Raw genomic sequence first — 23,165 nt, 5'->3', positions numbered from 1 at the left:
TCAACAAAGGTACGTCAGACGGGGCGCGCTCAGGTCGCGACGGCCTCGGGGTCGCGCTCGCCCTCCGGCGCCTCGGTGGCGGGCCTCGCCGCCCTCGGCCGCAGCAGCAGCGCCGTGGCGGCGGCGGACACCAGACAGAGCCCGGCGAAGATCCACAGCGTGAGGTGGAGCGCCTCGGGGAACCGCGGGCCGGACAGCCGTCCTCCGGTACGGGCGGCCAGGACGGCACCGACGACGGCGATGCCCAGCGTCTCCGCGGTCAGCTTCGCGGTGTTGAAGGTGCCCGCGGCGGCCCCGGCGTGTTCGGCGGGGACCGCGTCGACCGCGAGTCCGTCGAGCAGACCCTGCGCGACGGCCACGCCGATGCCCGTCACCACCAGCGCCGGGAGCAGCGAGGAACCCGTCGCCAGCCAGGCCGATCCGGCGGCCACCAGCACCAGCGAGGCCACCACCTGCACCGAGCCGGGCACCCAGCGGACCAGCGCCCCGCAGACCAGCGGGATGAACAGGACCGGGCCGGTGAGGGCCACCATGGACAGTCCGGCCTCGCCGGTGCTCATGCCCGCGACGGCGTGGAAGTAGGCGGGCAGGTAGGTGAGCAGCGGGCCGAACAGCCCGACCACCGCGATCACGGCCAGGCAGAGCCCCAGGAAGCGGCCGGTGCCGAAGAGCCGGAAGTCCAGCAGCGGTTCGGCGACGCTTCGCTCGACGGCCACGAACGCCCCGGACAGCAGCACCGAGGCGACCAGTGAGCCCGCCACCGCGGCGCTGCCCCAGCCCAGTTCGGGGCCCTCGACCAGGGCGAAGATGAGCAGCAGCAGGGCCAGGGTGAACAGGGTGCCGCCCGCCCGGTCCAGCTGTCCGCGCGCGGTGGCGGGCCGGGAGGCCGGGAGGGAGCGGTAGAAGGCGACGCAGAGCAGGCCGATGACGCCGGGCAGCGCGAACGCCGCCCGCCAGCCCCAGGTGTCCACCAGCAGCCCGGCCAGCGTCGGCCCGAAGGCCAGGCCGATGCCGATCGTGGTGCCGAACAGGCCGAACACCTTGGACCGGGCCGAGCCCGTGAACGCCTCGGCGAGCACGGCGCTGGCGCCCGTGGTGGTCGCGGCCGCGCCGATCCCGGAGATCAACCGCGCCACGTCCAGCACCACGATGTCCTGGGCGACGGCGCTGATCAGCGCGCACACCGCGAAGAGGGCCACCCCGGACACGAAGACCCGGCGGCGACCGAGCCGGTCCGCGAGGGCCCCGGTGATCAGCATGAATCCGGCGAAGGTGGCGCTGTAGGCGTTGACCACCCACTGGGTGGCGGCCAGGCTCGCGTCCAGCTGCTCACTGATGTCGGTGAGCGCCACCGAAGCGCCGGTCAGGGTGAAGGGAACGAGAAAGACCGCCACCAGTGGCAGCAGCAGCGTCCCGACGCGACGCATCATCACATCCAATTCGCGGTGGAGGCAGTGTTCCGGCACGGGGCTCACCCCGTGTACCCACCACTGTGTACGCCTCCACTCATGGCCCGCTCACGCCGGACTCACGCCTTCCGTGGGATCTTCCGCCGACCGCGGAAAACCGTGTCAGACTCCCTGCGGCGGCGGCGCGCAACGACCCGCCGCGAGTTGAGACCGCATTCTCTCCAAACGCGAATGAGGTGCAAGGAAATCCATGCGCAGGACATCTCTGGGATCGACCGGGATATCCGTCAGCAGGTTCTGTCTCGGCACCATGATGCTGGGGTCGTGGGGTAACGCCGATCATTCCGACTGCGTGCGTCTTGTGCACTCCGCGCTCGACGCCGGCGTCAACTTCATCGACACCGCGGACATGTACGCCGGGGGCGAGAGCGAGGAAATCGTCGGGAAGGCGCTCAAGGGGCGCCGGGACGATGTGGTGCTGGCCACCAAGGTGCACTTTCCGATGGGCGACGACCCCAACCACGGCGGGAATTCCCGCCGCTGGATCAGGCGGGCCGTGGAGAACAGTCTGCGCCGCCTCGGCACGGATTACCTCGACCTGTACCAGATTCACCGGCCGGACCCGTCCACGGACATCGACGAAACGCTGTCGGTGCTGTCCGATCTGGTGCGGGAGGGGAAGGTGATGGCCATCGGGTCGTCCGACTTCTCCGCCGAGCAGATCGTGGAGGCCCGGTGGACGGCGGAGCGCCGCGGCCATGTGCCGTTCCACACCGAACAGCCCCCGTACTCGCTGTTCATGCGGGGTGTCGAGCGGTCGGTACTGCCCACCGCGCAGCGGTACGGCATGGGTGTGATGACCTGGAGCCCGCTGGCCAGCGGCTGGCTGACCGGCCGCTTCCGCAAGGGGCACGGCGACGGCATCGGCGAACTGGGCTCGTTCCGCAGCGACATGATCCCGTACAAGTTCGACCAGGCGCTGCCGGGCAACGCGCGCAAGCTGGCCGTCGTCGAGGAGCTGGTCGAGCTGGCGGACGAGTGCGGGCACCCGGTGTCCCACCTGGCGCTGGCCTTCGTCCTGACGCATCCGGCCGTCTCGTCGGTCATCATCGGGCCGCGGACCGTCGAGCAGCTGACGGATCTGCTGGCCGGTGCGGAGGTGACGCTGGACGACGCGGTACTGGACCGGCTGGACGCGCTGGTGGCTCCGGGTACCGACCTCAATCCGTCGGACGCCGACTACACTCCCCCGCACTTCGCCGACGCCTCTCTGCGGCGTCTGCCCGCGCGGCAGCGCGGAGCCTGAGGGTTCGGCAGGCAGAAACGCGGCGCGCCGCCGAGCGGATTTCACCGCACGGCGGCGCGCCGCCGCCATTTCCGGGTCGCCGGGTCGCCGGGTCGCTTCAGCGTCGGGAGGAATCCGTGATGCCGCCGAGCAGATGGCCCAGGACTTCCTGGAGTTCGTCGTTCAGCGATCCGGCGTCAGCGGGACCGCGCTGATAGCACCAGCGGTAGAGCGCCCCGAGATACAGATCGCGCAGCACGTTTCCCACGAGGTTCGACGACAGATTCTCGGCCAGTTCCCCGGTATGGCACCCGGTTTCCACGATCTCCGAGAAGATGTCGGCCATATACGGGTCCTCCTGGATCGGACGCCCCGCCTTGACCCAAGCGGTGAGCATGGCCACCGTGAGGTCACGCTCTTCCTCGTTGATCCGCCCCAGAACGGACACGCACTGTTTCAGCTGTGCGACGGCACCGGCCCCATAGGACCGGGTCTCCGCGAGGTGCGTCATGAGTTTCGCCCGCCGCCGTTCACTCCAGGCGCCGATGAGATCTTCCTTGCGGGGGAAGTAATTGAAGAAGGTTCCCCGCGCCACATCGGCACGCTCCGCGATGTCGTCGATGGAGGTCTGGTCGTAACCCTTCTCGCTGAAGAGTTCCAAAGCCGCCGTGTACAGCCGTTCCTTGACCCGCTGCTTGTTGCGCTCCCGGCGACCCGCGGGCGGCGCCACTGACGCCGTTGAGTCCATATCGATCCGTCTCCGTCCCTAGAGGCCAGCCCCCGACTTTCTTATACCACAGTCTAACAATGACTTCTGGTCATCGTTCTGCTCTGTCATCCCCGCGCGCCGCCCGTCAGACTGCGGGTCAGGGTTTCCAGGCTCTCGGCGCCCAGCAGCCGGCCCGCAGTGACCTCGATGCCGTGTTCTCGGCGCAGCTGTTGCCCGAGCCGCGCGGCCATCAGCGAGTCCAGCCCCACGTCGCGCAACGGCCTGCGGGGGTCGAGGTCGCCGAGCGGCATCCCCAGCACGGCGGCGGCCGCGGCGGGCAGCGCCTTGGTGGAGTCGCGCCGGGAGTCCGCACGCCCTGGCTCGAACGCGGGACGCGGCGGGCGGGTCGGCCGGGACGCGGCGCGGGCGGGGCGGGACGTGGTGGTGCGCGCGGCCAGCAGCCGGGACAGCCGGGAGCCCAGCGGCACCGTCCGGGCCCGCACCTCCGCCGCGAACCGCGCCGCCCCGCGCCGCGCCGCGCGCAGCGCCGGGCCGCCGGTCGCGGCACCCGCCTCCCGGCCGGGCCCCAGCCGCCGCATCCGTATCCCGGAGAACTCCGCGAGCAGTTGTCCGTCCTGGTCGACCATCCGCACATCGGCGCGCGCCGGCCGCTCCCCGCGCTCGGGGGTGAACCGGCACAGCGTCCAGAAGTCGTCCGGCAGCCCGGCCAGCAGCCGTATGGACTCGATGGCCGCGGGAACGTACGGGCGGCCATCCGCGCCCGGCGCCACCGGGGGCAGGGCGGCCAGCAGCGGCAGCAGGCCCGCCTCCCAGACCGCCGGTCCCGCCACCATCGGCCGCCGCATCCGGGCGGCCACCACGCCGCTTCCCCGCCACAGCCGCTCCACCGCGCGGAAGGGCTCCCCGACGGTGAACCCGCGCCGGGTGGCGAGGGCGCGGAACTCGTCCGCCGACCGGTGGTCGCGGCACCGGTCCAGCACCGAGTCCAGCGCCCAGGAGGCGTCGCGCGGGCCCTCCTCCCGGCCCGCGACCAGCCGCGCCGCGGCGGCCCGCCGCCACTCCGTGTCCCCGGAGGCGCGGAATTCCACCACGGCCCGCAGGCCCTCTGCCGGGTCGGCCCCCGGAGCGGTGAGGGACACCCGGAGGTCGGCGCCGGGAAGGTCGTCCAGCAGCAACGGCTCGTCGCCGAGATACAGTTGACGTATCGTCAGTGGTTCCTCGTGACCGGCCTCGCGCGCCACCTCCAGCATCGTGGCGCAGTAGACGGCCGGGGGTACGGGCGCCACGCCCCGCACCCGGATGCCGCCACCCCAGGTGTCGGCCGCCCAGGCGGCGGAGTCGAGCCGCTTGACGTACGGCGCCGCTCGGCGCGTTCCGCCCTCCGGCCGCCGCGGCTCGCGCCGGAACCGTACGGCGTCCCAGGGATAGGCGGGCAGCGGCACCACCCGGTGGCCCTCGCCGTAGTGCGCCGTCCAGTCCACGGCCCCGCCCGCGGCGAAGACGCGCCCGGTGGCGCGCAGCAGGTCGGTCCTGCCGTCGGAGTCGCGGTGCAGCGTGCCGACGGCGGCACCGTCCAGGTCCGCGTCGGCGAGCGTCTCCTCCACCGCCGTGACGAGCAGGGGGTGCGGGCCGACCTCGACGAACACGGTCCCGGTCGCGCGGGCCGCCGCACGCACCGCGGGCGCGAACCGCACGACGCGGCGCAGGTTCTCCGCCCAGTAGGTGCCGTCGAGTTCTGGGCCGCGCACCGGGGTGGTGTGCACGGTGGAGAGCATGCCGGTCCGCGTCCCGGCCGGTGCGAGGTCCCTCAGCCGCGCGCCCAGCTCGTCCAGGAGCGGGTCCATGGCGGGTGAGTGCGAGGCCACGTCGACCCGGACCATGCGGGTGAGCACCCCGTGCTCCTCCAGGCCCGCCGCGATGTCGGTCAGCGCCTGACGGTCACCGGCCAGCACACAGGCGGACGGCGCGTTCTCCGCGGCCACGCAGACGGCGTCCCCGTAGCGGGCGGCGACGTCCCGGGCCTGCCGAGCGGGGAGTTCGACGGCGAGCATGGCACCCCGTCCGGCGGCCCGTTCCATCAGGCTGCTGCGGCGGCAGATCACCGCGGCGGCGTCCCGCAGGCTCAGCGCGCCGGACACATACGCGGCGGCGGCCTCCCCCATGCTGTGGCCGAGGCACAGCCCCGGCTCCACCCCGGCCTCCCGCCAGGCGGCGGCCAGGGAGACCTGGACGGCCCACAGGGCGGGCTGGACGGTGGCGACCCCGGTGGGGAACGGCGTAGTGGCGTCCCGCAGCAACTCGACCACGGACCAGCCGAGTTCGTCGCGGATCGCCCGGTCGCACGCCGTCATCTCGGCCCGGAAGGCGGGGGACGCCTCCAGCAGGTCCCGTGCCATTCCGGCCCACTGCGAGCCCTGTCCGGCGAAGACGAACGCGGTGCGCCTGGCCTCACCGAACCCGGCCTCGCCGATGCCGCCGTCGTGGACGGGCCGCCCTTCGGCGAGCGCGCGCAGCGTGTCCGCGAGGTCGTCGTGCGAGCCGCCGACCACCCACAGCCGGTGGGGGTGAGCGGCGCGCCGGGTGGCGGCGGTGGCGCAGATGGCGTCGAGGGAGTCGGCGCGGCCGGGACCGTCCGGGCCGAGGTGTGCGGCGTAGCGGCCCGCCATCCGGCGCAGCGCTGCGGACGAGCGGGCGCTGAGCACCAGCAGCCGCGGCGCCGGTTCCGCGGCCCGGTCCGTGGCCGGGGCGGGCGCGGGCTGCGGCGCGGCCGGGGGGACGTACTCGCCGACGACCACATGGGCGTTGGTGCCGGACAGCCCGAACGAGCTGACGCCCGCGAGCGCCGCCGGGCCCGCCTTGGGCAGCGGCCGGGCCGCCGTGACGATGCCGACGGCGGACGCCTCGCCGTCCAGCAGCGGGTGCCGCCGCTCCAGGTGGAGGGAGGCCGGGATGACGCCGTGCCGGACCGTCAGCACCGTCTTGATCAGTCCGGCGATGCCCGCGGCCGCCTCGGCGTGGCCGATGTTGGTCTTGACCGAGCCGGTGAGCAGGGGGCGGTCCCTGGCCCGCCCGGCGCCCACGGCCTCGGCCAGGGCGCGCAGTTCGACCCCGTCGCCGACCGGGGTGCCGGTACCGTGCGCCTCGACGTAGTCGAGCTGGTCCGGCCGGATTCCGGCGCTGCGGCACGCCTCGTGCACCATCGCGGCCTGCCCGTCCACGGACGGCTGCATCAGCAGCCCGCTGGCCCTGCCGTCGCAGGTGACCGCGGAGCCGAGCAGGACGGCCCACACCGGGTCGCCGTCGCGGACCGCGTCGTCCAGCCGCTTGAGGACGACGGTGCCGACGCCTTCGCTCCGTACGAAGCCGTCGGCCGTGGCGTCGCCGAACCGGCAGCGCCCCGACGGCGAGAGCATGCCGCCCTCGGAGTAGGCGACGGCGTCCTGCGGCGACAGGATGATGTTGGCCCCGGCGGCGATGGCGACGTCGCTCTCCCCGGTCAGCAGGCTCTGCCGTGCCGCGTGCACGGCGACCAGGGAGGACGAGCACGCGGTGTCGATCACCACGCTGGGGCCGCGCAGGTCCAGCGCGTGGGAGACGCGCCCCGCGGTGACGGCCCTGATGCGCGCCCCCACGGCGTCCCGCAGCACCGGCCCGGCGGGGGCACCCTCGGCCTCCGCGTACTCCGCGGTGGCCTGGCCGACGAAGACGCCGGTGCGGCTTCCGGCCAGCCGCTCCGGCACGAGGCCCGCGTCCTCCAGCGCCTCCCACACCACGTGCAGCAGCAGGCGCGCCTGGGGGTCCATGCTCTCGGCCTCCACGGGCGCGATGCCGAAGAACGCGGCGTCGAAGCCGAACGCGTCGTCCAGGAAACCGCCGTGGCGGGAGACGGTCCGGCCCGGCCTGCCGGGCGTGGGGTCGTAGGCGCGGCTGATGTCGAAGCGGTCCGCGGGGACCCCCGTGACGGCGTCGGCACCCCTCATGAGCAGGTCCCAGAAGGCGTCCGTACCGGCCGCTCCGGGGAACCGGCACCCCAGGCCGACCACGGCGAGTGCGGTGTCGTCCGTCTTTCGTCTGCGCTCCACGGCGCTCCCCCTTCATGACGTGAGAATGACGCCGCCATACTGGCAATCACTGTGATTCAAAGTTGTATTGCAGAGCAAAAGTTTACCCAACTCGATAATCGCACTCCCCCGAAACCCCGCTGGAACTGGCCTCCCTCGCTCTGTTTTGCCCTGATTTAACGCCAGTTGACGTTGCCTCAAGGCCGCGCGCACGCTCAGTTTGTACTTGCGCTCATAGATGTACGGCGCTATATCTTTACCCTCGAGGAGGGGGACTGACGGATGATCGCCAACGTACTCGGGCCGCTGCGCGTGACCTTGAACGGCGGCTCAGTCGTACCGGCTGCGCCGAAGGCCAGGAAGGTGCTCGCCCTGCTGGTGCTCAACCGGGGGCGGGTCGTGCAGATCGACGCGATGGAGCGCGAGGTATGGGGCGCCACGGCGCCCAAGAGCGCGGCCACCAGCCTTCAGAACTACGTGATGCAGATCCGCAAGCACCTGGGGATGGTCCTGCCGGGCGGGCCCGGGAGCCCGCTCGCCAAGCAGGTGCTCGTCACGGAGCAGACCGGATACCGGCTGGCGGTCCCCGACGACGAGTTCGACGTGCGCCGCTACCAGGACCTGGTGGCCGAGGCGGGCCGCGCGGAGGAGGCGGGCCACCTGGCCCAGGCCTCGGCGCTGCTGCGGTGCGCCCTCGACCTGTGGCGCGACGAGCCGCTGGCCGACCTGCCGACCGGGCCCGTGCTCCAGTCGCACGTGCTGCGGCTGGAGGAGGACCGCAAGGCCGTGCTGCGCCGTCGCATCCTGCTGGACCTACGGCTCCAGCGGTACGAGGTCGTCGGCGAGCTGCGCGCGTTGACGGCGCTGCACCCGTACGACGAGATGCTGCACGAGTGCCTGATGGTCGCCCTGAACCGCTCCGGCAGACGCAACGATGCCCTGTCGGTCTATCAGGGCCTGCGCTCCGCCCTGGCCGAGGGAATCGGCCTGGAGCCCTCGGTCCGGCTCCAGGAACTCCAGAAGTCCATCCTCGTCGCGGGCGGTTCGCTCGCCCCCGCGCTGCCGTCCGCGGGGCTGTGACACCGGCCCGGCCCGGTACGGCGGATGTCCGTACCGGGCCGTCCGGCGTCGTCAGTGGCCCATGCCGATCCCTCCGCCGACCGGCAGGACCGCTCCGGTGATGTAGCTCGCCTGCTCGCTCGCCAGGAAGCGGACGGCGGCCACGACCTCCTCGACCCGGCCCGGGCGGCCGAGCGGTGTCATCCGCATCAGGTCCGCCATGCGGCGCTCCGAGAGCGGCGCCGTCATGTCGGTCTCGATGATGCCGGGCGCCACCACGTTCACCGTGATGCCGCGGTCGCCCAGCTCCCACACGAGGGAGCGGGCCATGCCCACCAGCCCGGCCTTGGCCGAGGCGTAGTTGGTCTGCCCCGGTGAGCCGAGGAAGCCCAGCGCCGACGAGACGAGCACCACCCGGCCGCGCCGGGCCGGGAGCATGCTGGTGAGCGCGGCCCGGACGGTGGCGAACGCGCCCGTGAGGTTGGTGGAGAGCACCTCCTCGAACTGCTCGTCCGACATCCGCAGCGCGGGCCGGTCCCGGGTGATCCCGGCGTTGGCCACCACGACCTCCACCGGGCCGTGCGCCGCTTCCGCCTCGCGCAGCGCCTTCTCGACCTCGCCGGGCGCCGTGACGTCCGCGTGGACGCCCAGCACCCCGTCCGGCGGGCTGCCCGTGCGATGGCTGGCGGCGACCTTGTCGCCGTCGGCCGCGAAGGCGGCGGCGACGGCAGCACCGATGCCCCGGTTGCCGCCGGTGACGAAGACCGAACGGTTCATCGTCTCCCCTCCCTTCCCGCGCCGCTCACGCGGCGGTGACGACGAGCGCGGCGTTGTGGCCGCCGAACCCGAGCGAGGTGCTGGCGGCCGCGTCGACGCGGGTGCGGCGCGGCTCCCCCGTGACGAGGTCCAGGTCGATCCGCGGATCCTGGTTCTTGAGGTTCGCGGTCGGCGGCACGGTGCCGTGCTGCACGGCCAGCACGGTGTACGCGGCCTCGATGGCCCCGGCCGCGGCGAGGGCATGGCCGGTGACGCCCTTCGTGGAGGTCACGGCGGGCCCTTCGCCGAGGACGCGGCGCAGCATCTCTCCCTCGATCACGTCGTTCATGGGGGTGGCCGTGCCGTGCGCGTTGACGTGGCCGATGTCCCGCGCCGACACGTCGGCGTCGGCAAGCGCGTCCCGCAGCGCCCGTTCTATGCCCCGCCCCTGCGGATCGGGCGCGGTGGCGTGGTGGGCGTCCGACGTGGCGCCGTATCCCCTTACGACCGCCCGTACGGTGGCGCCGCGCGCGCGGGCGTCCTCGGGGCGTTCGAGGACGAGGACCCCGGCGGCCTCCGCCGCCACGAAACCGTCCCGTTCCGCATCGAAGGGGCGGGCGGCGTGTTCGGGGGCGTCCCGGCTCCTGGACAGCGCGCCCATCTTGGTCAGGCCCGCCATCACGGTCGGGGTGAGCGCGGACTCGCTGGCCCCGGCCAGCACGATGTCGCACATCCCCGACCGCAGCAGGTCGCGGGCGGTGCCGACGGCGGTGGCACCGGAAGCGCAGGCGGTGGCCGTGACCAGGCCGGGGCCGGTGGCACCGCAGTCGATCGCCACGTATCCGGCGAGCATGTTCGGCATGTACTTGGTGATCATCAGCGGGGAGACCCGGCTCGGTCCCCCGTCGAGCAGGGTCCGGTACTGCTCCTCGAAGGTGGCGGCGCCGCCGAGGGAGTTGCCGAGGACGACGCCCACCCGGGCGCCGTCCCAGCTGTCCCGGTCCCATCCGGCGTCCTCGATCGCCCCTCGGGCGGCCACGATGGCCAGCTGGACGAAGCGCTCCAGCTGCCAGGAGGCGAAGCCGCCCAGTAGCTCGTCGGGGTCGAAGCCGGGGACGCGCGCGGTGAAGTCGACGGGCATGCCGTCCAGGGACGCGTCCCTGGTGGCGCGGGAGCGGCCGGTGAGCAGCCGGTCCCAGTTCTCCGCGACGCCGGTCCCGGCCGGTGTCACCAGCCCGAGCCCGGTGACCGCTATGCCGTCGGCCATCAGACGACCGCGCCCTTGTCGGTGAGCAGTTCGGCCAGTTCGCGCACGGTGAGCTGATCGGTGAGGTCGCCGTCCTCGATCACCACCTGGAACTCCTTCTCCAGGACCAGGCTCAGCTCGATGAGCACCAGCGAGTCGAACGACAGGTTCTGGAAGGTCGCCTCGGGGGTGATGATCTCCTTCTTGAGCTTGAACTGTCCGGAGAGGATGCCGGTGACACGCTCTTCGATCACATCCATGGTGAAACTCCTTCTGAGTAGATGACGCATGGTCGGTCAGACGGGCGTGATGTCGGGCCAGCGCAGGCCCATCGCGCCCCAGGTGAGGCCGCCGCCGAAGCCGCCGAGGACGACGCGCTGTCCGGGGCACAGCTCGCCTCCGATGACGCCGTCGGCGAGGGCGAGCGGAATGGAGGCGGCGACGGTGTTGCCGACCCGCCCGATGTTGGACACGAACCGCTGTGCCGGCAGCCCCATGCGGTCCGCGACGGCCGCCAGAATGCGGGCGTTGGCCTGGTGCAGCACCACGCGGTCGAGATCGCCGGGGACCCAGCCGAGGCGGTGGGCGGTGGTTCCGACCGAGGTGGCCATCCGGCGGACCGCCTCGGAGAACACGGCCCGGCCCCGCATGGTGAAGTAGGCCCCGGCCTCCTCCGCTGACAGGCCCGACGCCTTCTGCCGCGAACCGCCAGCGGGGACCTCGATGAGGTCGCTGCGGGTGCCGTCGCTGCCGAGGTCGAGGCCGCCGAGGGCGCCCGGTTCCCCGGGGTCGCCGGGGCGCAGCAGGACGGCGCCCGCTCCGTCGCCGAAGACCGCGCGGGTGGTGCGGTCCTCGGGGTCGAGGATGGTGGAGAAGGTGTCCGCGCCGATGACCAGCACGCTTTCCGCGGCGCCGGAGGCGATGACGGAGGCGGCCATGCCCAGTGCGTAGACGAAGCCGGTGCACACGGCCGCGATATCGAAGGCGGGGACACCGCTGAGGCCGAGGCGGCTCGCCACGTCCGGGGCGGTGGCCGGGCACGGCCGGTCCGGGGTGCTGGTGGCGACCATGACCATGTCGGCCCGTTCGGTACCAGCCGACTTCAGCGCGCGCCGCCCGGCCTCCACGGCGAGGTCTCCGGTGGACTGCCCGGGCCCGATCACATGGCGCTGCCGGATTCCGGTCCGGGTGCGGATCCACTCGTCGGAGGTGTCGAGCCGCCGGGCCAGTTCGTCATTGGTGACGACATGCTCCGGCAGCCAGGTCCCGAGCCCCGTGAGAACCGCCGCGCGATTCACCCGGCGCTCCCGGTCCGTATGACGCGAAATGCCATCGGTGTTTTCCCTTCTCGACCGCCTCGCCGACTCGTGCGGCGTTTCCGGGAATTCATACTGCATGCCGTCGCTTGAGGCGTTCTCATTCGCAGCACAGAAGACGCTCACGGTCTGCTCATTCGCGGCGTGAGAGGGACGTGAGCGGGGCGGTAGCAGCTCCGGCCAGCATGGTTTCCGTGCCGAAACACTCCACGACCTCGAGGGAAAGGGGACAGGCGTGACAGTGGCCATCGAAGCGGCCGACGCACGGGACATCGTGCCGGACCTCGACTTCTCCCGTACCGTCCCCAAGGACCTGGTACATCGGGAGGCGTTGTCCGAGCTGTTTCTCACCGACAGCAGGAAATTGACGGACGGGCATTTCGTGGCCGCGGCCCAAATACCGCCGTCGCACGCCTATTACACCGATCACACGGGCCGGTCCCCGATCGATCCACTGCTTTTGCTCGAATGCTGCCGACAGGCGGAAACGCATGCCGTGCACGCGCATTTCGGAGCACCGCGCGCCACCGTCTTCATCCTTCGGTCGTGGTCGATGCGGCTGCCCGGCGCGGCCACCGCCCGGATCGGCCCAGGGCCCGCGGAACTCGTCATGGACGTGACGACGCACGACAGCCGGTGGCGGGACGGCACGCTGCTCGCGACAACGTATGCGATGCGGCTGTCCGTGGCCGGGCAGTACCTCGGCGAGGTGTCACTGCGCGCGGCCTATCTGCCCGGCGGTATGTACGCCGCGATGCGCGCCAAGCGGCGCGGCAGCGCGCCGCCGACCTCGGACGCCTTCCGGCATCTGCGGGACGGAACACCGGTGCCGCCGGGGCGGGTCGGGCGCGCCCGGGCGGAGAACGTGGTGCTGCTGGACGCGGTGCCCGGGCCCGACAGCGTCAGTGCGCGGCTGCGCCCGGCGGGCGAGCACCCCAGCCTGTTCGACCATCCGCTGGACCACTTCCCCGGGATGGTGCTGATGGAGTCGGGCCGCCAGCTCGCCCTGCTCCACGCCGCCGAGTTCATGTCCGGCTCGGAGCAGCCGTGGGAGCTGACCGACCTGGACGCGTCCTTCCGGACGTACGCGGAGCTGGACAGCCCGCTGCTGCTGACCGCCCGCCCCGCACCCGACCACGAGCCGGGCGCGGAGCTGCGGCTGAGCGTCGCCTTCGAGCAGGACGAACAGGTCGTCGCCGAGGCGGACATCACGCTCACCCGCGCCCCGCGGCCCACGCCCGAGGGCGCGCCGTGAAACTCGACGGACCGCTGTATCTGAGCGCCGCGTCGACCTGGCTCCCGGCCACCGTGGAGACCCCGGACGACGCCGTACGCGCCGGGCGGCTGGCACCGGAGGACGTGGCGGCCACCGGCTACCGGCGGCTGCCGGTGTCCCGCGCCGAGGCGCCGCCGGAGATGGCCGTACGGGCCGCGCGGCGCGCGCTGGAGGCGGCGGGCGACGACCCGCGCGACGTGGGCCTGCTGGTGCACGCCTGGACATATCACCAGGGACACGACTTCTGGTCGCCCGCCCACTACATCGCGCACGGCGCGGGCGCCCTCGACGCGCTGCCGGTCGGTGTGCAGCAGATGTGCAACGGCGGCGCCTGCGCGCTCGAACTCGCCGCCGCGCGGCTCCGGGCCGACCCGACGACCGGCACCGCGCTGGTCACCACGGCCGACCGCTTCTGCGAGCCCGGATTCGACCGCTGGCGCGGCGACTACGGCCTCTGGTACGGCGACGGCGCCACGGCCGCCGTGCTGCGTGCCGACGCACCGGGCCCGGGGCCGGGGCTCGAGCTGCTGTCCCTGGTCACCGCCGCGGCGCCCGCCATGGAGACGATGCACCGCGGCCGTGACGCCTTCAGCCCGGCGCCGCGCGAGCACAGCCGGGTGGTGGACATCCGCCGCACCAAGAAGGCGTTCCTGGAGGACAACGGCAAGGAGCACTTCGCCAAGGTCGTGCAGCAGCGGGTGCCCTCGGTGCTCCGGGCGGCCCTGTACGACGCGGGTGTGTCCCCGGACGACCCGGCCCTGCGCGCGGTGCTCCTGCCGCGCCTGGGCCATGCGGCGCTGAGCGCCGCGTACACCCCGGCGGTCGCGCTGGTCACCTCGGCGCCCGCCCGGGACGTGGGGCACGACACCGGCCATCTGGGCGCGGGGGACATCCTCGCCAACCTCGCGCTGCTGGCCGGGCCCGGCCGGTGGCGGCTCTCCCCCGGCGAGGTGGCCGTGGTGCTCAGCGCCGGGGGCGGATTCACCTGGTCGTGCGCGGTCGTCAGGCGCACCGGACCGGAGATGCGACGGGACAGCGACAGCAGTGACAGGAAGGAGGGGGCATGACCCCCGGACAGCACAGCACGAACGGCCCCGATCCGGTCCTGGTAGTGGGCGCGGGACCGGTCGGCATGGTCATCGCCTGCGACCTGCTGCGCCAGGACATCCCGGTGCGGATCGTCGACGCGGCGCCCAGCACCACCGTTCACTCCCGGGCCGTCATCATGTGGCCGCGCAGCCTGGAGCTGCTGCGCCGGATCGGTGTCGCGGAGGAACTGGCCGACGCGGGCAAGCACATCGACGCGGTGTCGTACTACTCCGGCAGCAGCCGGCTGGGCGCCATCGAGATGAGCAGGCTGCACGACACCCCGTATCCGTTCGGGTTGTGCACCCCGCAGTGGAAGACCGAGGACGTCATCCGCAAGCGGCTGGTGGAGCTGGGCGGCCGGGTCGAGTCGGAGACCGCCCTGGTGGGGCTGGACAACTCCGGCGACCGGCCGGTGGCAACGCTGCGGCGCCCGGACGGCTCGGAGGAGCGGGTGCGTGCCGACTGGCTCATCGGCGCGGACGGCTCGCACAGCACGGTGCGCAAGGAGCTGGGCATCGAGTTCCAGGGGCAGGGCGCCGATGTGCTGTTCGCCATCGGTGACGGTCCGCTGGAGGGCCCGCTGCCCCCGGACGAGATGATCTACTGCTACAACGAGGGCGGCGCCATGGGCCTCGCGCCGTTCGGCGACGGCACGTTCCGCGTGGCGTGCAGCGTCCCGGTGTGGAACGACGAGGACGAGCCGCCCCGCGAGCTGTTCCAGGACAACCTGAACCGGGTCGTGCCCTTCCCGGCGAAGCTCGGCGAGCTGAAGTGGACGACGGTCTTCCGGGCGCGCCGCAGGACCGCCGCCGCGTTCCGCGCGGGCCGCTGCTTCCTCGTCGGCGACGCGGCGCACATCTTCAGCGCGGCGGGTTCGCAGGGCATGAACACCGGTATCCAGGACGCGGTCAACCTCGCCTGGAAGCTGGGCGGTGTGCTGCGGGGCACCGTCGACGCCCGCGTCCTCGACACCTACGACCGCGAGCGCCGCCACTCCGCCGAGCGGGTGTCCCTGGTGACCGCCAAGCAGACGAGCTGGGGCCTGGTGCGGCAGCCCGCGAAGGTCGCGGTGCGCGACGCCCTGGTGCGCGGGGCGAGGCTGACCGGTGCGTTCCAGCGGCTGGTGACCCCGCTGATGAGCCAGCTCAGCGTCAACTACGCTTCCGACCGGGAGGATGTGAAGGCCGACATCCGCTGGCGGCGCAAGCCGTTGGGCGTCGGGGAGCGCCTGCCCGTCTTCGTGTCCGAGGGGTACGGGGACGGAGAGCAGGGGGCGGCGTGGCCGACCGTCGCCGACGACCGCTTCACCGTGCTGACCTGGTCGGGCGGCGCCCGTGGCGTGCGGTGGGAGGAGCAGTGCGCGGCCCTGCGCGCGGCCCTCGCCCCGCACCACCCGGTCCGGGACGTGTCGGCGTGGCCCGCGCTGAAGGAATTCCTCGGCACCAGCCCGCGTGCCGTCGTGGTACGCCCCGACGGCCACATCGCCGCCGTCGAGCCGCGGTTGGACCCGGCGCGCCTGCGCGTCGTCCTCGCCCGCGTCGGCGCGGCCCGGCCCGATACGGCCGACGTGTCGGACTGACGGTCTGACGCACCACAGGATCGAGAAGGAGACGGGAACACACATGGAACAGCGCAAGCTCGGCTCGGGCGGGCCCTCCATCGGTGCCATCGGCCTCGGCTGCATGGGCATGAGCTGGGGATACGCCGAGGGACAGCGGAACGACGACACCTCGGTCCGGGTCGTCACAGAGGCCCTGGACCTCGGGGTGACCTTCCTCGACACCTCGGACGTGTACGGCGACGGACACAACGAGCGGCTGCTCGGCAGGGCCCTCGCCGGGCGCCGCGACGAGGTGGTGCTGGCCACCAAGTGCGGCCTCGTGGTGGACGATCTGGCCACCCGCGCCATGCACCGTGACGGCCGCCCCGAGCATGTCCGGGCGGCGGTGGAGGCGAGCCTCGGCCGCCTCGGCACCGACGTGATCGACCTGCTCTATCTGCACCGGGTCGACCCCGAGGTGCCGCTCGCCGACACCTGGGGCGCCATGGCCGACCTGGTCGCCGCGGGCACTGTACGGCGGCTCGGGCTGTCGGAGGTGAGCATCGCGCAGGCCGCCGAGGCCCACCGGCAGCACCCGGTGGCCGCCGTCCAGTCGGAGCTGTCGCTGTGGACCCGCGGCCCGCTCGGCCGTCCGGGCGACGAGCTGGAGGGGCTGCCAGGCGCGGAGAACGTGGTCGGCTGGTGCGCGGAGAACGACGTCACGTTCGTCCCGTTCTCCCCGCTCGGCCGGGGCTTCCTCAGCGGCGCGTACGTCAGCCCCGACCAGTTCGAGGAGAGCGACTTCCGCAAGTCCAACGCGCGGTTCCAGGACGAGGCGCTGGCGGCCAACGCCCGCATCGTGGAGGTCGTCCGTACGGTCGCCGCCCGGCACGGCGCCACGCCCGCCCAGGTCGCGATCGCCTGGACCCTCGCCCAGGGCGAACACGTCGTGCCGATCCCGGGCACCAAGAACTCCCGCTATCTGAAGGAAAACACCGACGCCGCCGCGATCCGGCTCAGCGGGGCGGACCTGGCGGAGCTGGACGCCGTACCGGACCCGGTGGGGTCCCGCTACTGACCCGCCACACCGCGGTCGCGGGGGTCACCGCTCCCGCGACCGTCCCGCGGAAACCGCCTCGCAGAAAGGAAACCCCGCGATGAACCCGGGCCAGGCGACGACGGCGCGCGGCGCCGCCTTCTTCGACGTCGACGAGACGCTGATCACGCGCAAGAGCATGCTCTCGTTCCTCCGCGACTACTACCGGTGGCTCGGCCGCCCCGACGCGGCGGCCGACGACACGGTGTCCTCCCTGCGGGACATCGCCGCGGGCCCCGGCGGCCGGGCGGCGTCCAACCGCGCGTACTACCGGCTGTTCGCGGGCCACCGGGTGACCGAGGTGGCCGCCGCCGGGCAGCAGTGGTTCGACGACGGCATGACCGCCGGGGGCCTGTTCCACCCCCCGGTGCTGCTGGCCCTGCGGACCCACCGGCAGCGGGGCGATCTGGTGGTCCTCGTCTCCGGCTCCTTCGCGGCCTGCCTCGACCCGATCGCCCGGTACGTCCACGCGGACGTCGCGCTCGGCACGGTGCCGGAGATCTCCGGCGGCAGCTACACGGGTGAGGTGCGGGACGTACGCATCGGGGCGGGCAAGGCCGAGGCGGTGGCCGAGGTGCTGCGGGAACGGGAGCTGCGCGCCGAGGACTGCCATGCGTACGGGGACCACGCCTCCGACCTGGACCTGCTGCGCCAGGTGGGGCACCCCGTGGTGGTGGGGGACGATCCGGTGCTGCTGGAGCACGCCCACGGGGGCCGCTGGCGGCGGCTGCCCCCGGCCGTCGGCGCGGCCGGGGTGCCGGCCCGCTGACGCGCGTCGAAAACTTTCGCCGGGCATGAGGGGCGACACACCGTTGACGCACCGGGTCCCCACTGGACACACTCCGGTGCAACCAGCTCAACAGAACCCACCAGACTCCCACAGGATGTGTCATGGGTCCCCGCTCCGCCCGCATGCTCTTCCTGCCGCTGCTCGCCGCCCTGCTCACGCTGGTGACGAGCATCTTCGCCGCTCCGCCCAGCCCCGCGCTGAGCGGAGCGCCGTCCACGGCACACCAGAAACCCACGTACGCCGGGTATCTCTTCACCTACTTCACCGGTGAGGGCACCGCCGACGGCGAACAGATACGGATGGCGCTCAGCCGCGGCAACGACCCGCTGCACTGGCGGGAGTTGAACGCCGGGAAGCCCGTCCTCACCTCCAGCCTCGGCGAGAAGGGCCTGCGCGACCCGTTCGTCATCCGCTCTCCCAAGGGCGACAAGTTCTATCTGATCGCCACCGATCTGCGGATGTACCAGAACAGCAGCGGCAGCTGGGACCAGGTGCAGCGCACCGGCAGCAAGTCGATCATGGTGTGGGAGTCGAAGGACCTCGTCAACTGGACCGACCAGCGCCTCGTCAAGGTCTCCCCGGACACCGCGGGCAACACCTGGGCGCCCGAGGCGTACTACGACGAGAAACTGGGCGAGTACGTCGTCTTCTGGGCCTCCAAGCTCTACGGCGAGGACGACCCGCAGCACACGGGCTCGACCTACAACAAGATGCTGTACGCGACCACGAAGGACTTCCGCAGCTTCAGCGAGCCCAAGGTGTGGAACGACCCCGGCTACTCGGTCATCGACTCCACCGTCATCAAGGACAAGGGCTCGTACTACCGCTTCACCAAGGACGAGCGCGACCCGTCCTCGGGCACGCCCTGCTCGAAGTTCATCACGGCCGAGAAGTCCACCTCGCTGACGGACACCTCGTACGACTTCGTCTCCGACTGCATCGGCAAGGGCGCGATCGACCGCGGCGAGGGCCCGACCGTCTTCAAGTCGAACACCGAGAACAAGTGGTACCTGTTCATCGACGAGTTCGGCGGCCGTGGCTACATCCCCTTCGAGACCACCGACCTGGCCTCCGGCAAGTGGACCCCGTCCGAGAACTACCAGCTGCCCGCCAGCCCCCGGCACGGCACGGTGCTCCCCGTGACGCAGGCCGAGTACGACCGGCTGCTGCGCACGTACCCCGCGTCCCAGGCCGCGCCCTCCGATGTGACGGCGAAGGGCCAGAAGGGGTACGCGATCGTCACCGAGGCGGCAGCCAAAGCCGTGCTGCCGATGGACCCGAAGGCCGATCTGCGGCGGCTGGCGCCCCGCTTCACGCTCCCGGCGGGCGCCACCCTCAGCCCGCCCTCCGGCACCCCGCGCGACTTCCGCAAGGCCCGGACGTACCGGCTTACGTCCGCCGACGGAACGACCCGTGAGTGGACCGTCGAGGCCGTGCCCATGCGCAGCCCCGTCCTGCCCGGGCTGAACGCCGACCCGGACATCAGTTACGCCGACGGCCGCTACTGGATCTATCCCACGACGGACGGCTTCCGCGGCTGGGGCGGCACCAAGTTCAAGGCGTACTCCTCGAAGGACCTGGTCCACTGGAAGGACCACGGTGTGATCCTGGACCTCGGTCCGGACGTGAGCTGGGCCGACAAGTACGCCTGGGCGCCCGCGATGGCGAAGCGCGACGGCAAGTACTACTTCTACTTCTGCGCCGAACAGCAGATCGGCGTGGCGGTCGCCGACTCCCCCGCGGGGCCCTTCAAGGACGCGCTGGGCAAGCCCCTGGTGCCCAAGGGCCAGCTCCAGGGCCAGATGATCGACCCCTCGGTGTTCACCGACGACGACGGCCAGTCCTATCTGTACTGGGGCAACGGCCATGCCTACGGTGTGCCGCTGAACGACGACATGACGTCCTTCGACTCCTCGAAGATGCGGACGTTCACCCCGGACAACTTCCGGGAGGGCTCCTTCGTGGTCAAGCGCAAGGGCACGTACTACCTGATGTGGTCCGAGGACGACACCGGAAGCGAGAACTACCACGTCGCCTACGCCACCGGCTCCTCCCCGATGGGGCCGTGGACCAAGCGGGGCACGATCCTCTCCAAGCGGCTCGACTACGGGATCAAGGGGCCCGGCCACCACTCGGTGGTGAACGTCCCCGGCACGGACGAGTGGTACATCGCCTACCACCGGTTCGCCGTCAACGGCCCCGGCAAGGCGGGCGGCGACGGTACGCACCGGGAAACCACCATCGACCGCATGGAGTTCGCGGCCGACGGGACGATCAAGCCGGTGGTGCCGACGCTTGAGTCGATCGACCCGCTCCGCCGGCGCTGACGCCGGTCCCGCCATCGAGGAGAGGAGATCGCCGTGGCGGTCACCCGAAGATCGTTGCTGATCGCAGGCACCGCGGCCCCCATGGCCGGGGCGCTCGTGACCGCCACTCCCGCCTCCGGCGCGGCACCGTCCCGCGCCCTGGGCGGCCGGACCCTCCCACTCCTCGACGGCTGGCGCTTCGCCCTGGTCAACCCCGGTGGGATCACCGACCCGACCGGTGACTACGAGGACGCGCAGCAGCCGGGCTACGACGACTCCGCATGGCGCGAGGTCGCCATTCCTCACGACTGGAGCATCGAACTCACGCCGACCACCGACCACGGCACCAACGGTGGCACCGGCTACTTACCGGGCGGGCTCGGCTGGTACCGCAAGACCTTCACGCTGCCGTCCGGGCTCGCGGGGAAGCGGATCTCCGTCGAGTTCGACGGGGTGTACATGGACGCGTACGTGTACTGCAACGGCAAGCTCGTCGGCAACCACCCCTACGGCTACACCGGGTTCGCCCTCGACCTCACCGACACGGTGCACACCGACGGCACCACCCCCAACGTCATCGCCGTCAAGGTCCAAAACCAGCTGCCCAGCAGCCGCTGGTACTCCGGCAGCGGCATCTACCGCCACGCCCGCCTGGTCATCACCGACCCCGTCCACGTGGCCCGCTGGGGCACCTACGTCACCACCCCCACCGTGAACGAGACCCGTGCCACCGTCCGGGCCCGCACCAGCGTCGTCAACGCAACGGGCTCCGAGAAGCCGGTCACCGTCGTCTCCACGGTCAAAGATCCTGAGGGCAAGACGGTCGCCCACGCCCGCTCCACCCTCACCGTCGCCGCGGACACCACCCGCGACGCCACCCAGGACATCACCGTCGACACGCCCCGGCTTTGGTCCCTCGACACACCCCGGCTGTACACCCTGGAGACCGAGTTACGCGTCGGAGACGAGACCACCGACCGCTACCGCACCCCCTTCGGCATCCGCCACGTCACCATCGACCCCGACCACGGGCTCACGGTCAACGGCGAGTACACCAAGCTCCAGGGCGTCAATCTGCATCATGACCTGGGGGGGCTGGGTGCCGCGTTCAACAGGGACGCGTTCGTACGGCAGCTGACCATCATGAAGAGCATGGGCGTCAACGCCCTGCGCACCTCCCACAATCCGCCCGCGCCCGAGGTGGTCGAGGTGTGCGAGCGGCTGGGCATCGTGATGATGGTCGAGGCGTTCGACTGCTGGCGCACCGGCAAGACCGCCCATGATTACGGCCGCTTCTTCGACGAGTACTGCGAGGCGGACACCGCCGAGATGGTCGGCGCGGCCCGCAACTCCCCCGCCGTCATCATGTGGTCCATCGGAAACGAGATCACCGATTCGACCAGCACACCGGGTCTCGCCATGGCGCAGCGCATCATCGACGCCATCAAGAGGACCGATGACACCCGGCCGATCGTGATCGGCTCCAACAAGTACCGCGGTGGCCCGCCCGCGCCCGGTTCCGCCGCCGATCTGATGCTCGCCAAGGTCGACGGCCTGGGCCTCAACTACAACATCGCCTCCTCGGTGGACGCGCTGCACGCCCGCTATCCGCATCTGTTCCTCTTCGAGTCCGAGACCTCGTCCGCCACGTCCTCCCGAGGGGCCTACCAGGAGCCCGAACGCCTCAACACGGCCGAGAACCAGACCCCGGGCAAGCGCGAGGCGTCCGCTTACGACAACAACATCGTCAACTGGGCGGCGAGCGGCGAGTACGAACTGAAGAAGGAGCGCGACCGCCCCTTCCTCACCGGGCAGTTCCTGTGGTCCGGCATCGACTACATCGGCGAACCCACGCCGTACAAGGTGTTCCCGGTGAAGGCGTCCTTCTTCGGCGCCGTGGACACCGCCGGATTCCCCAAGGACGCGTACTACCTGTTCAAGAGCCAGTGGACCAGCGAACCCATGGTCCACCTCGTGCCGATGAACTGGACCGATCACCGGCCGGGCGAGACCGTCGAGGTCTGGGCCTACGCCAACGTCGACACCGTCGAACTCTTCCTCAACGGCCACTCGCTCGGGGTACGGCGCTTCGACACCAAGAAGACCACCGACGGCCGCACCTACCTCGAAACCACCGAAGCCACCGGCGACGACAAAACCGTCACCACCGGCCCCTACCCCGGCAGCTACACCAGCCCCAACAACAGCGCCGGAAAACTCCACCTCACCTGGAAAATCCCCTACGCACCAGGCGAACTGAAAGCCGTGGCCCGACGCAACGGCCGAACCGTCGCCACCGACACACTCCGCACCGCCGGACGCCCCCACGCCCTCCGCCTCACCCCCGACCGCAAAACCACCACCGCCGACGGCCGCTCACTCACCTTCATCACCGCCGAAGTCATCGACGCCCACGGCGTACTAGTGCCCGACGCCGACCACCTCATCACCTTCCACGTATCCGGCGGATACCTGGCCGGTGTCGACAACGGACGCCAGGAAAGCGCCGAGCGCTACCAGGCCAGCACCCGCACCGCCTACCACGGCAAAGCCCTCGCCATCGTCCGCACCAGCACCAAACCCGGATACCTCACCCTCACCGCCCGCTCAACAGGACTGCGCAAGGCCACCACCACCATCCGCACCACCGGCGGCACCACCACCCGGGTCACCCCCACCCCGCCCTTCGCACCCGACCCGGGACCGGACGCGCCCGCCTACCCACTGGCCGACGCCAGCTACTCCGGCGCGCTCACCACACTCCCCGCCGCCATGCTGGACGGCGACCCCGCCACCGGCTGGTCCAACGCCGTCGCCAAGGCCGCCACTTCCCTGCTCCCCGCCTTCAACGGGGCCAGGGAGACCGACTGGGTCTCGGTGACCTGGGCCAAGAAACGCCGGGTCCGCCGTGTCGAGGTGTCCTTCACCCTCGACGCGACCCACACCCTGCCCGCCTCGATCACGGTGTCCGCCTGGGACGGCCGCCGCTTCGTCCCGGTCCGCGGAGCGGAGGTCACCTGGGCCGAGGCGTCCGACGCCCCGACCGTCATCACCTTCGACCCGGTGCGCACCGCCCGGCTCCGGCTGGACCTGGTGAGCGCGCGTCCCGGGGCCGCGGACGGCGCGCAGCGGATCAGCACACTAGGGATTTCGGACGATTAGGACACCCCCGGCCATGGGCACGGTGCGTATGTCAAGTTGCGCCC

At 71.8% G+C, this 23,165-nt stretch carries 16 protein-coding genes; 9 read left to right on the top strand and 7 right to left on the bottom strand.

The window, feature by feature from the left end; translation table 11 throughout:
• Positions 1 to 29: 29 nt before the first annotated feature.
• Positions 30 to 1,466, bottom strand: coding sequence for an MFS transporter (locus ACH4TL_RS11570; protein ID WP_398318633.1), 1,437 nt, complete (start codon positions 1,464 to 1,466; stop codon positions 30 to 32).
• Between the two features lie 193 nt (positions 1,467 to 1,659).
• Here ACH4TL_RS11570 and ACH4TL_RS11565 point away from each other — a divergent pair, with 193 nt between their 5' ends.
• Complete coding sequence (locus tag ACH4TL_RS11565; RefSeq protein WP_398318636.1) at positions 1,660 to 2,715, top strand: aldo/keto reductase; 1,056 nt, start codon at positions 1,660 to 1,662, stop codon at positions 2,713 to 2,715.
• Positions 2,716 to 2,812: 97 nt separating this feature from the next.
• Here ACH4TL_RS11565 and ACH4TL_RS11560 read toward each other — a convergent pair whose 3' ends face one another.
• Positions 2,813 to 3,442: a TetR/AcrR family transcriptional regulator gene (locus ACH4TL_RS11560; RefSeq protein ID WP_398318639.1), complete on the bottom strand. Its 630-nt coding sequence runs from the start codon at positions 3,440 to 3,442 to the stop codon at positions 2,813 to 2,815.
• A gap of 86 nt (positions 3,443 to 3,528) precedes the next feature.
• Complete coding sequence (locus ACH4TL_RS11555) at positions 3,529 to 7,506, bottom strand: type I polyketide synthase (protein ID WP_398318642.1); 3,978 nt, start codon at positions 7,504 to 7,506, stop codon at positions 3,529 to 3,531.
• A 261-nt stretch (positions 7,507 to 7,767) separates the two neighbouring features.
• On the opposite strand from ACH4TL_RS11555, the gene ACH4TL_RS11550 reads away from it, so the two are divergent.
• A complete protein-coding gene (locus ACH4TL_RS11550) occupies positions 7,768 to 8,565 on the top strand; it encodes a BTAD domain-containing putative transcriptional regulator (RefSeq protein WP_398318645.1) in 798 nt (265 codons plus the stop codon).
• Positions 8,566 to 8,616: 51 nt separating this feature from the next.
• On the opposite strand, the gene fabG is transcribed toward ACH4TL_RS11550, so the two are convergent.
• Genes fabG through ACH4TL_RS11530 form a run of 4 tightly spaced genes read right to left on the bottom strand, consistent with a single transcriptional unit; the run spans position 8,617 to position 11,844 of the window.
• On the bottom strand, positions 8,617 to 9,321 hold the full coding sequence (fabG, locus tag ACH4TL_RS11545) for a 3-oxoacyl-ACP reductase FabG (RefSeq protein ID WP_398318648.1): 705 nt from the start codon (positions 9,319 to 9,321) through the stop codon (positions 8,617 to 8,619).
• A 25-nt stretch (positions 9,322 to 9,346) separates the two neighbouring features.
• Positions 9,347 to 10,567 carry a beta-ketoacyl-[acyl-carrier-protein] synthase family protein gene (locus tag ACH4TL_RS11540; protein WP_398318651.1) on the bottom strand — a complete coding sequence of 407 codons (1,221 nt, stop codon included), beginning with the start codon at positions 10,565 to 10,567 and terminating at the stop codon, positions 9,347 to 9,349.
• Positions 10,567 to 10,806: an acyl carrier protein gene (locus ACH4TL_RS11535; protein WP_398318654.1), complete on the bottom strand. Its 240-nt coding sequence runs from the start codon at positions 10,804 to 10,806 to the stop codon at positions 10,567 to 10,569. The genes ACH4TL_RS11540 and ACH4TL_RS11535 overlap by 1 nt, the downstream gene beginning before the upstream one ends.
• A 36-nt stretch (positions 10,807 to 10,842) precedes the next feature.
• Positions 10,843 to 11,844 (bottom strand): beta-ketoacyl-ACP synthase III, encoded by a 1,002-nt coding sequence (locus tag ACH4TL_RS11530; RefSeq protein ID WP_398318657.1) that lies wholly within the window; start codon positions 11,842 to 11,844, stop codon positions 10,843 to 10,845.
• Positions 11,845 to 12,097: 253 nt separating this feature from the next.
• Here ACH4TL_RS11530 and ACH4TL_RS11525 point away from each other — a divergent pair, with 253 nt between their 5' ends.
• The 7 genes from ACH4TL_RS11525 (at position 12,098) to ACH4TL_RS11495 (ending at position 23,121) form a co-directional block, all read left to right on the top strand.
• Complete coding sequence (locus ACH4TL_RS11525; RefSeq protein WP_398318660.1) at positions 12,098 to 13,117, top strand: ScbA/BarX family gamma-butyrolactone biosynthesis protein; 1,020 nt, start codon at positions 12,098 to 12,100, stop codon at positions 13,115 to 13,117.
• Positions 13,114 to 14,205: a 3-oxoacyl-ACP synthase gene (locus ACH4TL_RS11520; RefSeq protein WP_398318663.1), complete on the top strand. Its 1,092-nt coding sequence runs from the start codon at positions 13,114 to 13,116 to the stop codon at positions 14,203 to 14,205. Before ACH4TL_RS11525 ends, ACH4TL_RS11520 begins: the two co-directional genes overlap by 4 nt.
• Complete coding sequence (locus tag ACH4TL_RS11515) at positions 14,202 to 15,806, top strand: FAD-dependent monooxygenase (protein ID WP_398318666.1); 1,605 nt, start codon at positions 14,202 to 14,204, stop codon at positions 15,804 to 15,806. Before ACH4TL_RS11520 ends, ACH4TL_RS11515 begins: the two co-directional genes overlap by 4 nt.
• A gap of 43 nt (positions 15,807 to 15,849) precedes the next feature.
• Positions 15,850 to 16,845, top strand: a complete 996-nt coding sequence (locus tag ACH4TL_RS11510; protein WP_398318669.1) for an aldo/keto reductase — start codon at positions 15,850 to 15,852, stop codon at positions 16,843 to 16,845.
• Between the two features lie 79 nt (positions 16,846 to 16,924).
• Entirely contained in the window at positions 16,925 to 17,632 is a 708-nt protein-coding gene (locus ACH4TL_RS11505) for an HAD family hydrolase (RefSeq protein WP_398318672.1), read from the top strand.
• Between the two features lie 122 nt (positions 17,633 to 17,754).
• Positions 17,755 to 19,980 (top strand): family 43 glycosylhydrolase, encoded by a 2,226-nt coding sequence (locus ACH4TL_RS11500; RefSeq protein ID WP_398318675.1) that lies wholly within the window; start codon positions 17,755 to 17,757, stop codon positions 19,978 to 19,980.
• Between the two features lie 33 nt (positions 19,981 to 20,013).
• Positions 20,014 to 23,121 (top strand): glycoside hydrolase family 2 TIM barrel-domain containing protein, encoded by a 3,108-nt coding sequence (locus tag ACH4TL_RS11495; protein ID WP_398425229.1) that lies wholly within the window; start codon positions 20,014 to 20,016, stop codon positions 23,119 to 23,121.
• The last annotated feature ends 44 nt before the right edge of the window (positions 23,122 to 23,165 follow it).

The sequence above is a fragment of the Streptomyces sp. NPDC021115 genome (assembly GCF_044333065.1).
Taxonomy (GTDB): Bacteria; Actinomycetota; Actinomycetes; order Streptomycetales; family Streptomycetaceae; genus Streptomyces.
The sequence above is the reverse complement of the archived record's forward strand: the minus strand, read 5'-3'. Positions and strand labels throughout refer to the sequence as shown.

Coding starts and splice junctions, on each gene's coding strand:
- ACH4TL_RS11510 (WP_398318669.1), top strand. CDS start 15,850: ATGGAACAGCGCAAGCTCGGCTCGGGCGGGCCCTCCATCGGTGCCATC.
- ACH4TL_RS11500 (WP_398318675.1), top strand. CDS start 17,755: ATGGGTCCCCGCTCCGCCCGCATGCTCTTCCTGCCGCTGCTCGCCGCC.
- ACH4TL_RS11565 (WP_398318636.1), top strand. CDS start 1,660: ATGCGCAGGACATCTCTGGGATCGACCGGGATATCCGTCAGCAGGTTC.
- ACH4TL_RS11515 (WP_398318666.1), top strand. CDS start 14,202: ATGACCCCCGGACAGCACAGCACGAACGGCCCCGATCCGGTCCTGGTA.
- ACH4TL_RS11560 (WP_398318639.1), bottom strand. CDS start 3,442: ATGGACTCAACGGCGTCAGTGGCGCCGCCCGCGGGTCGCCGGGAGCGC.
- fabG (WP_398318648.1), bottom strand. CDS start 9,321: ATGAACCGTTCGGTCTTCGTCACCGGCGGCAACCGGGGCATCGGTGCT.
- ACH4TL_RS11505 (WP_398318672.1), top strand. CDS start 16,925: ATGAACCCGGGCCAGGCGACGACGGCGCGCGGCGCCGCCTTCTTCGAC.
- ACH4TL_RS11535 (WP_398318654.1), bottom strand. CDS start 10,806: ATGGATGTGATCGAAGAGCGTGTCACCGGCATCCTCTCCGGACAGTTC.
- ACH4TL_RS11550 (WP_398318645.1), top strand. CDS start 7,768: ATGATCGCCAACGTACTCGGGCCGCTGCGCGTGACCTTGAACGGCGGC.
- ACH4TL_RS11540 (WP_398318651.1), bottom strand. CDS start 10,567: ATGGCCGACGGCATAGCGGTCACCGGGCTCGGGCTGGTGACACCGGCC.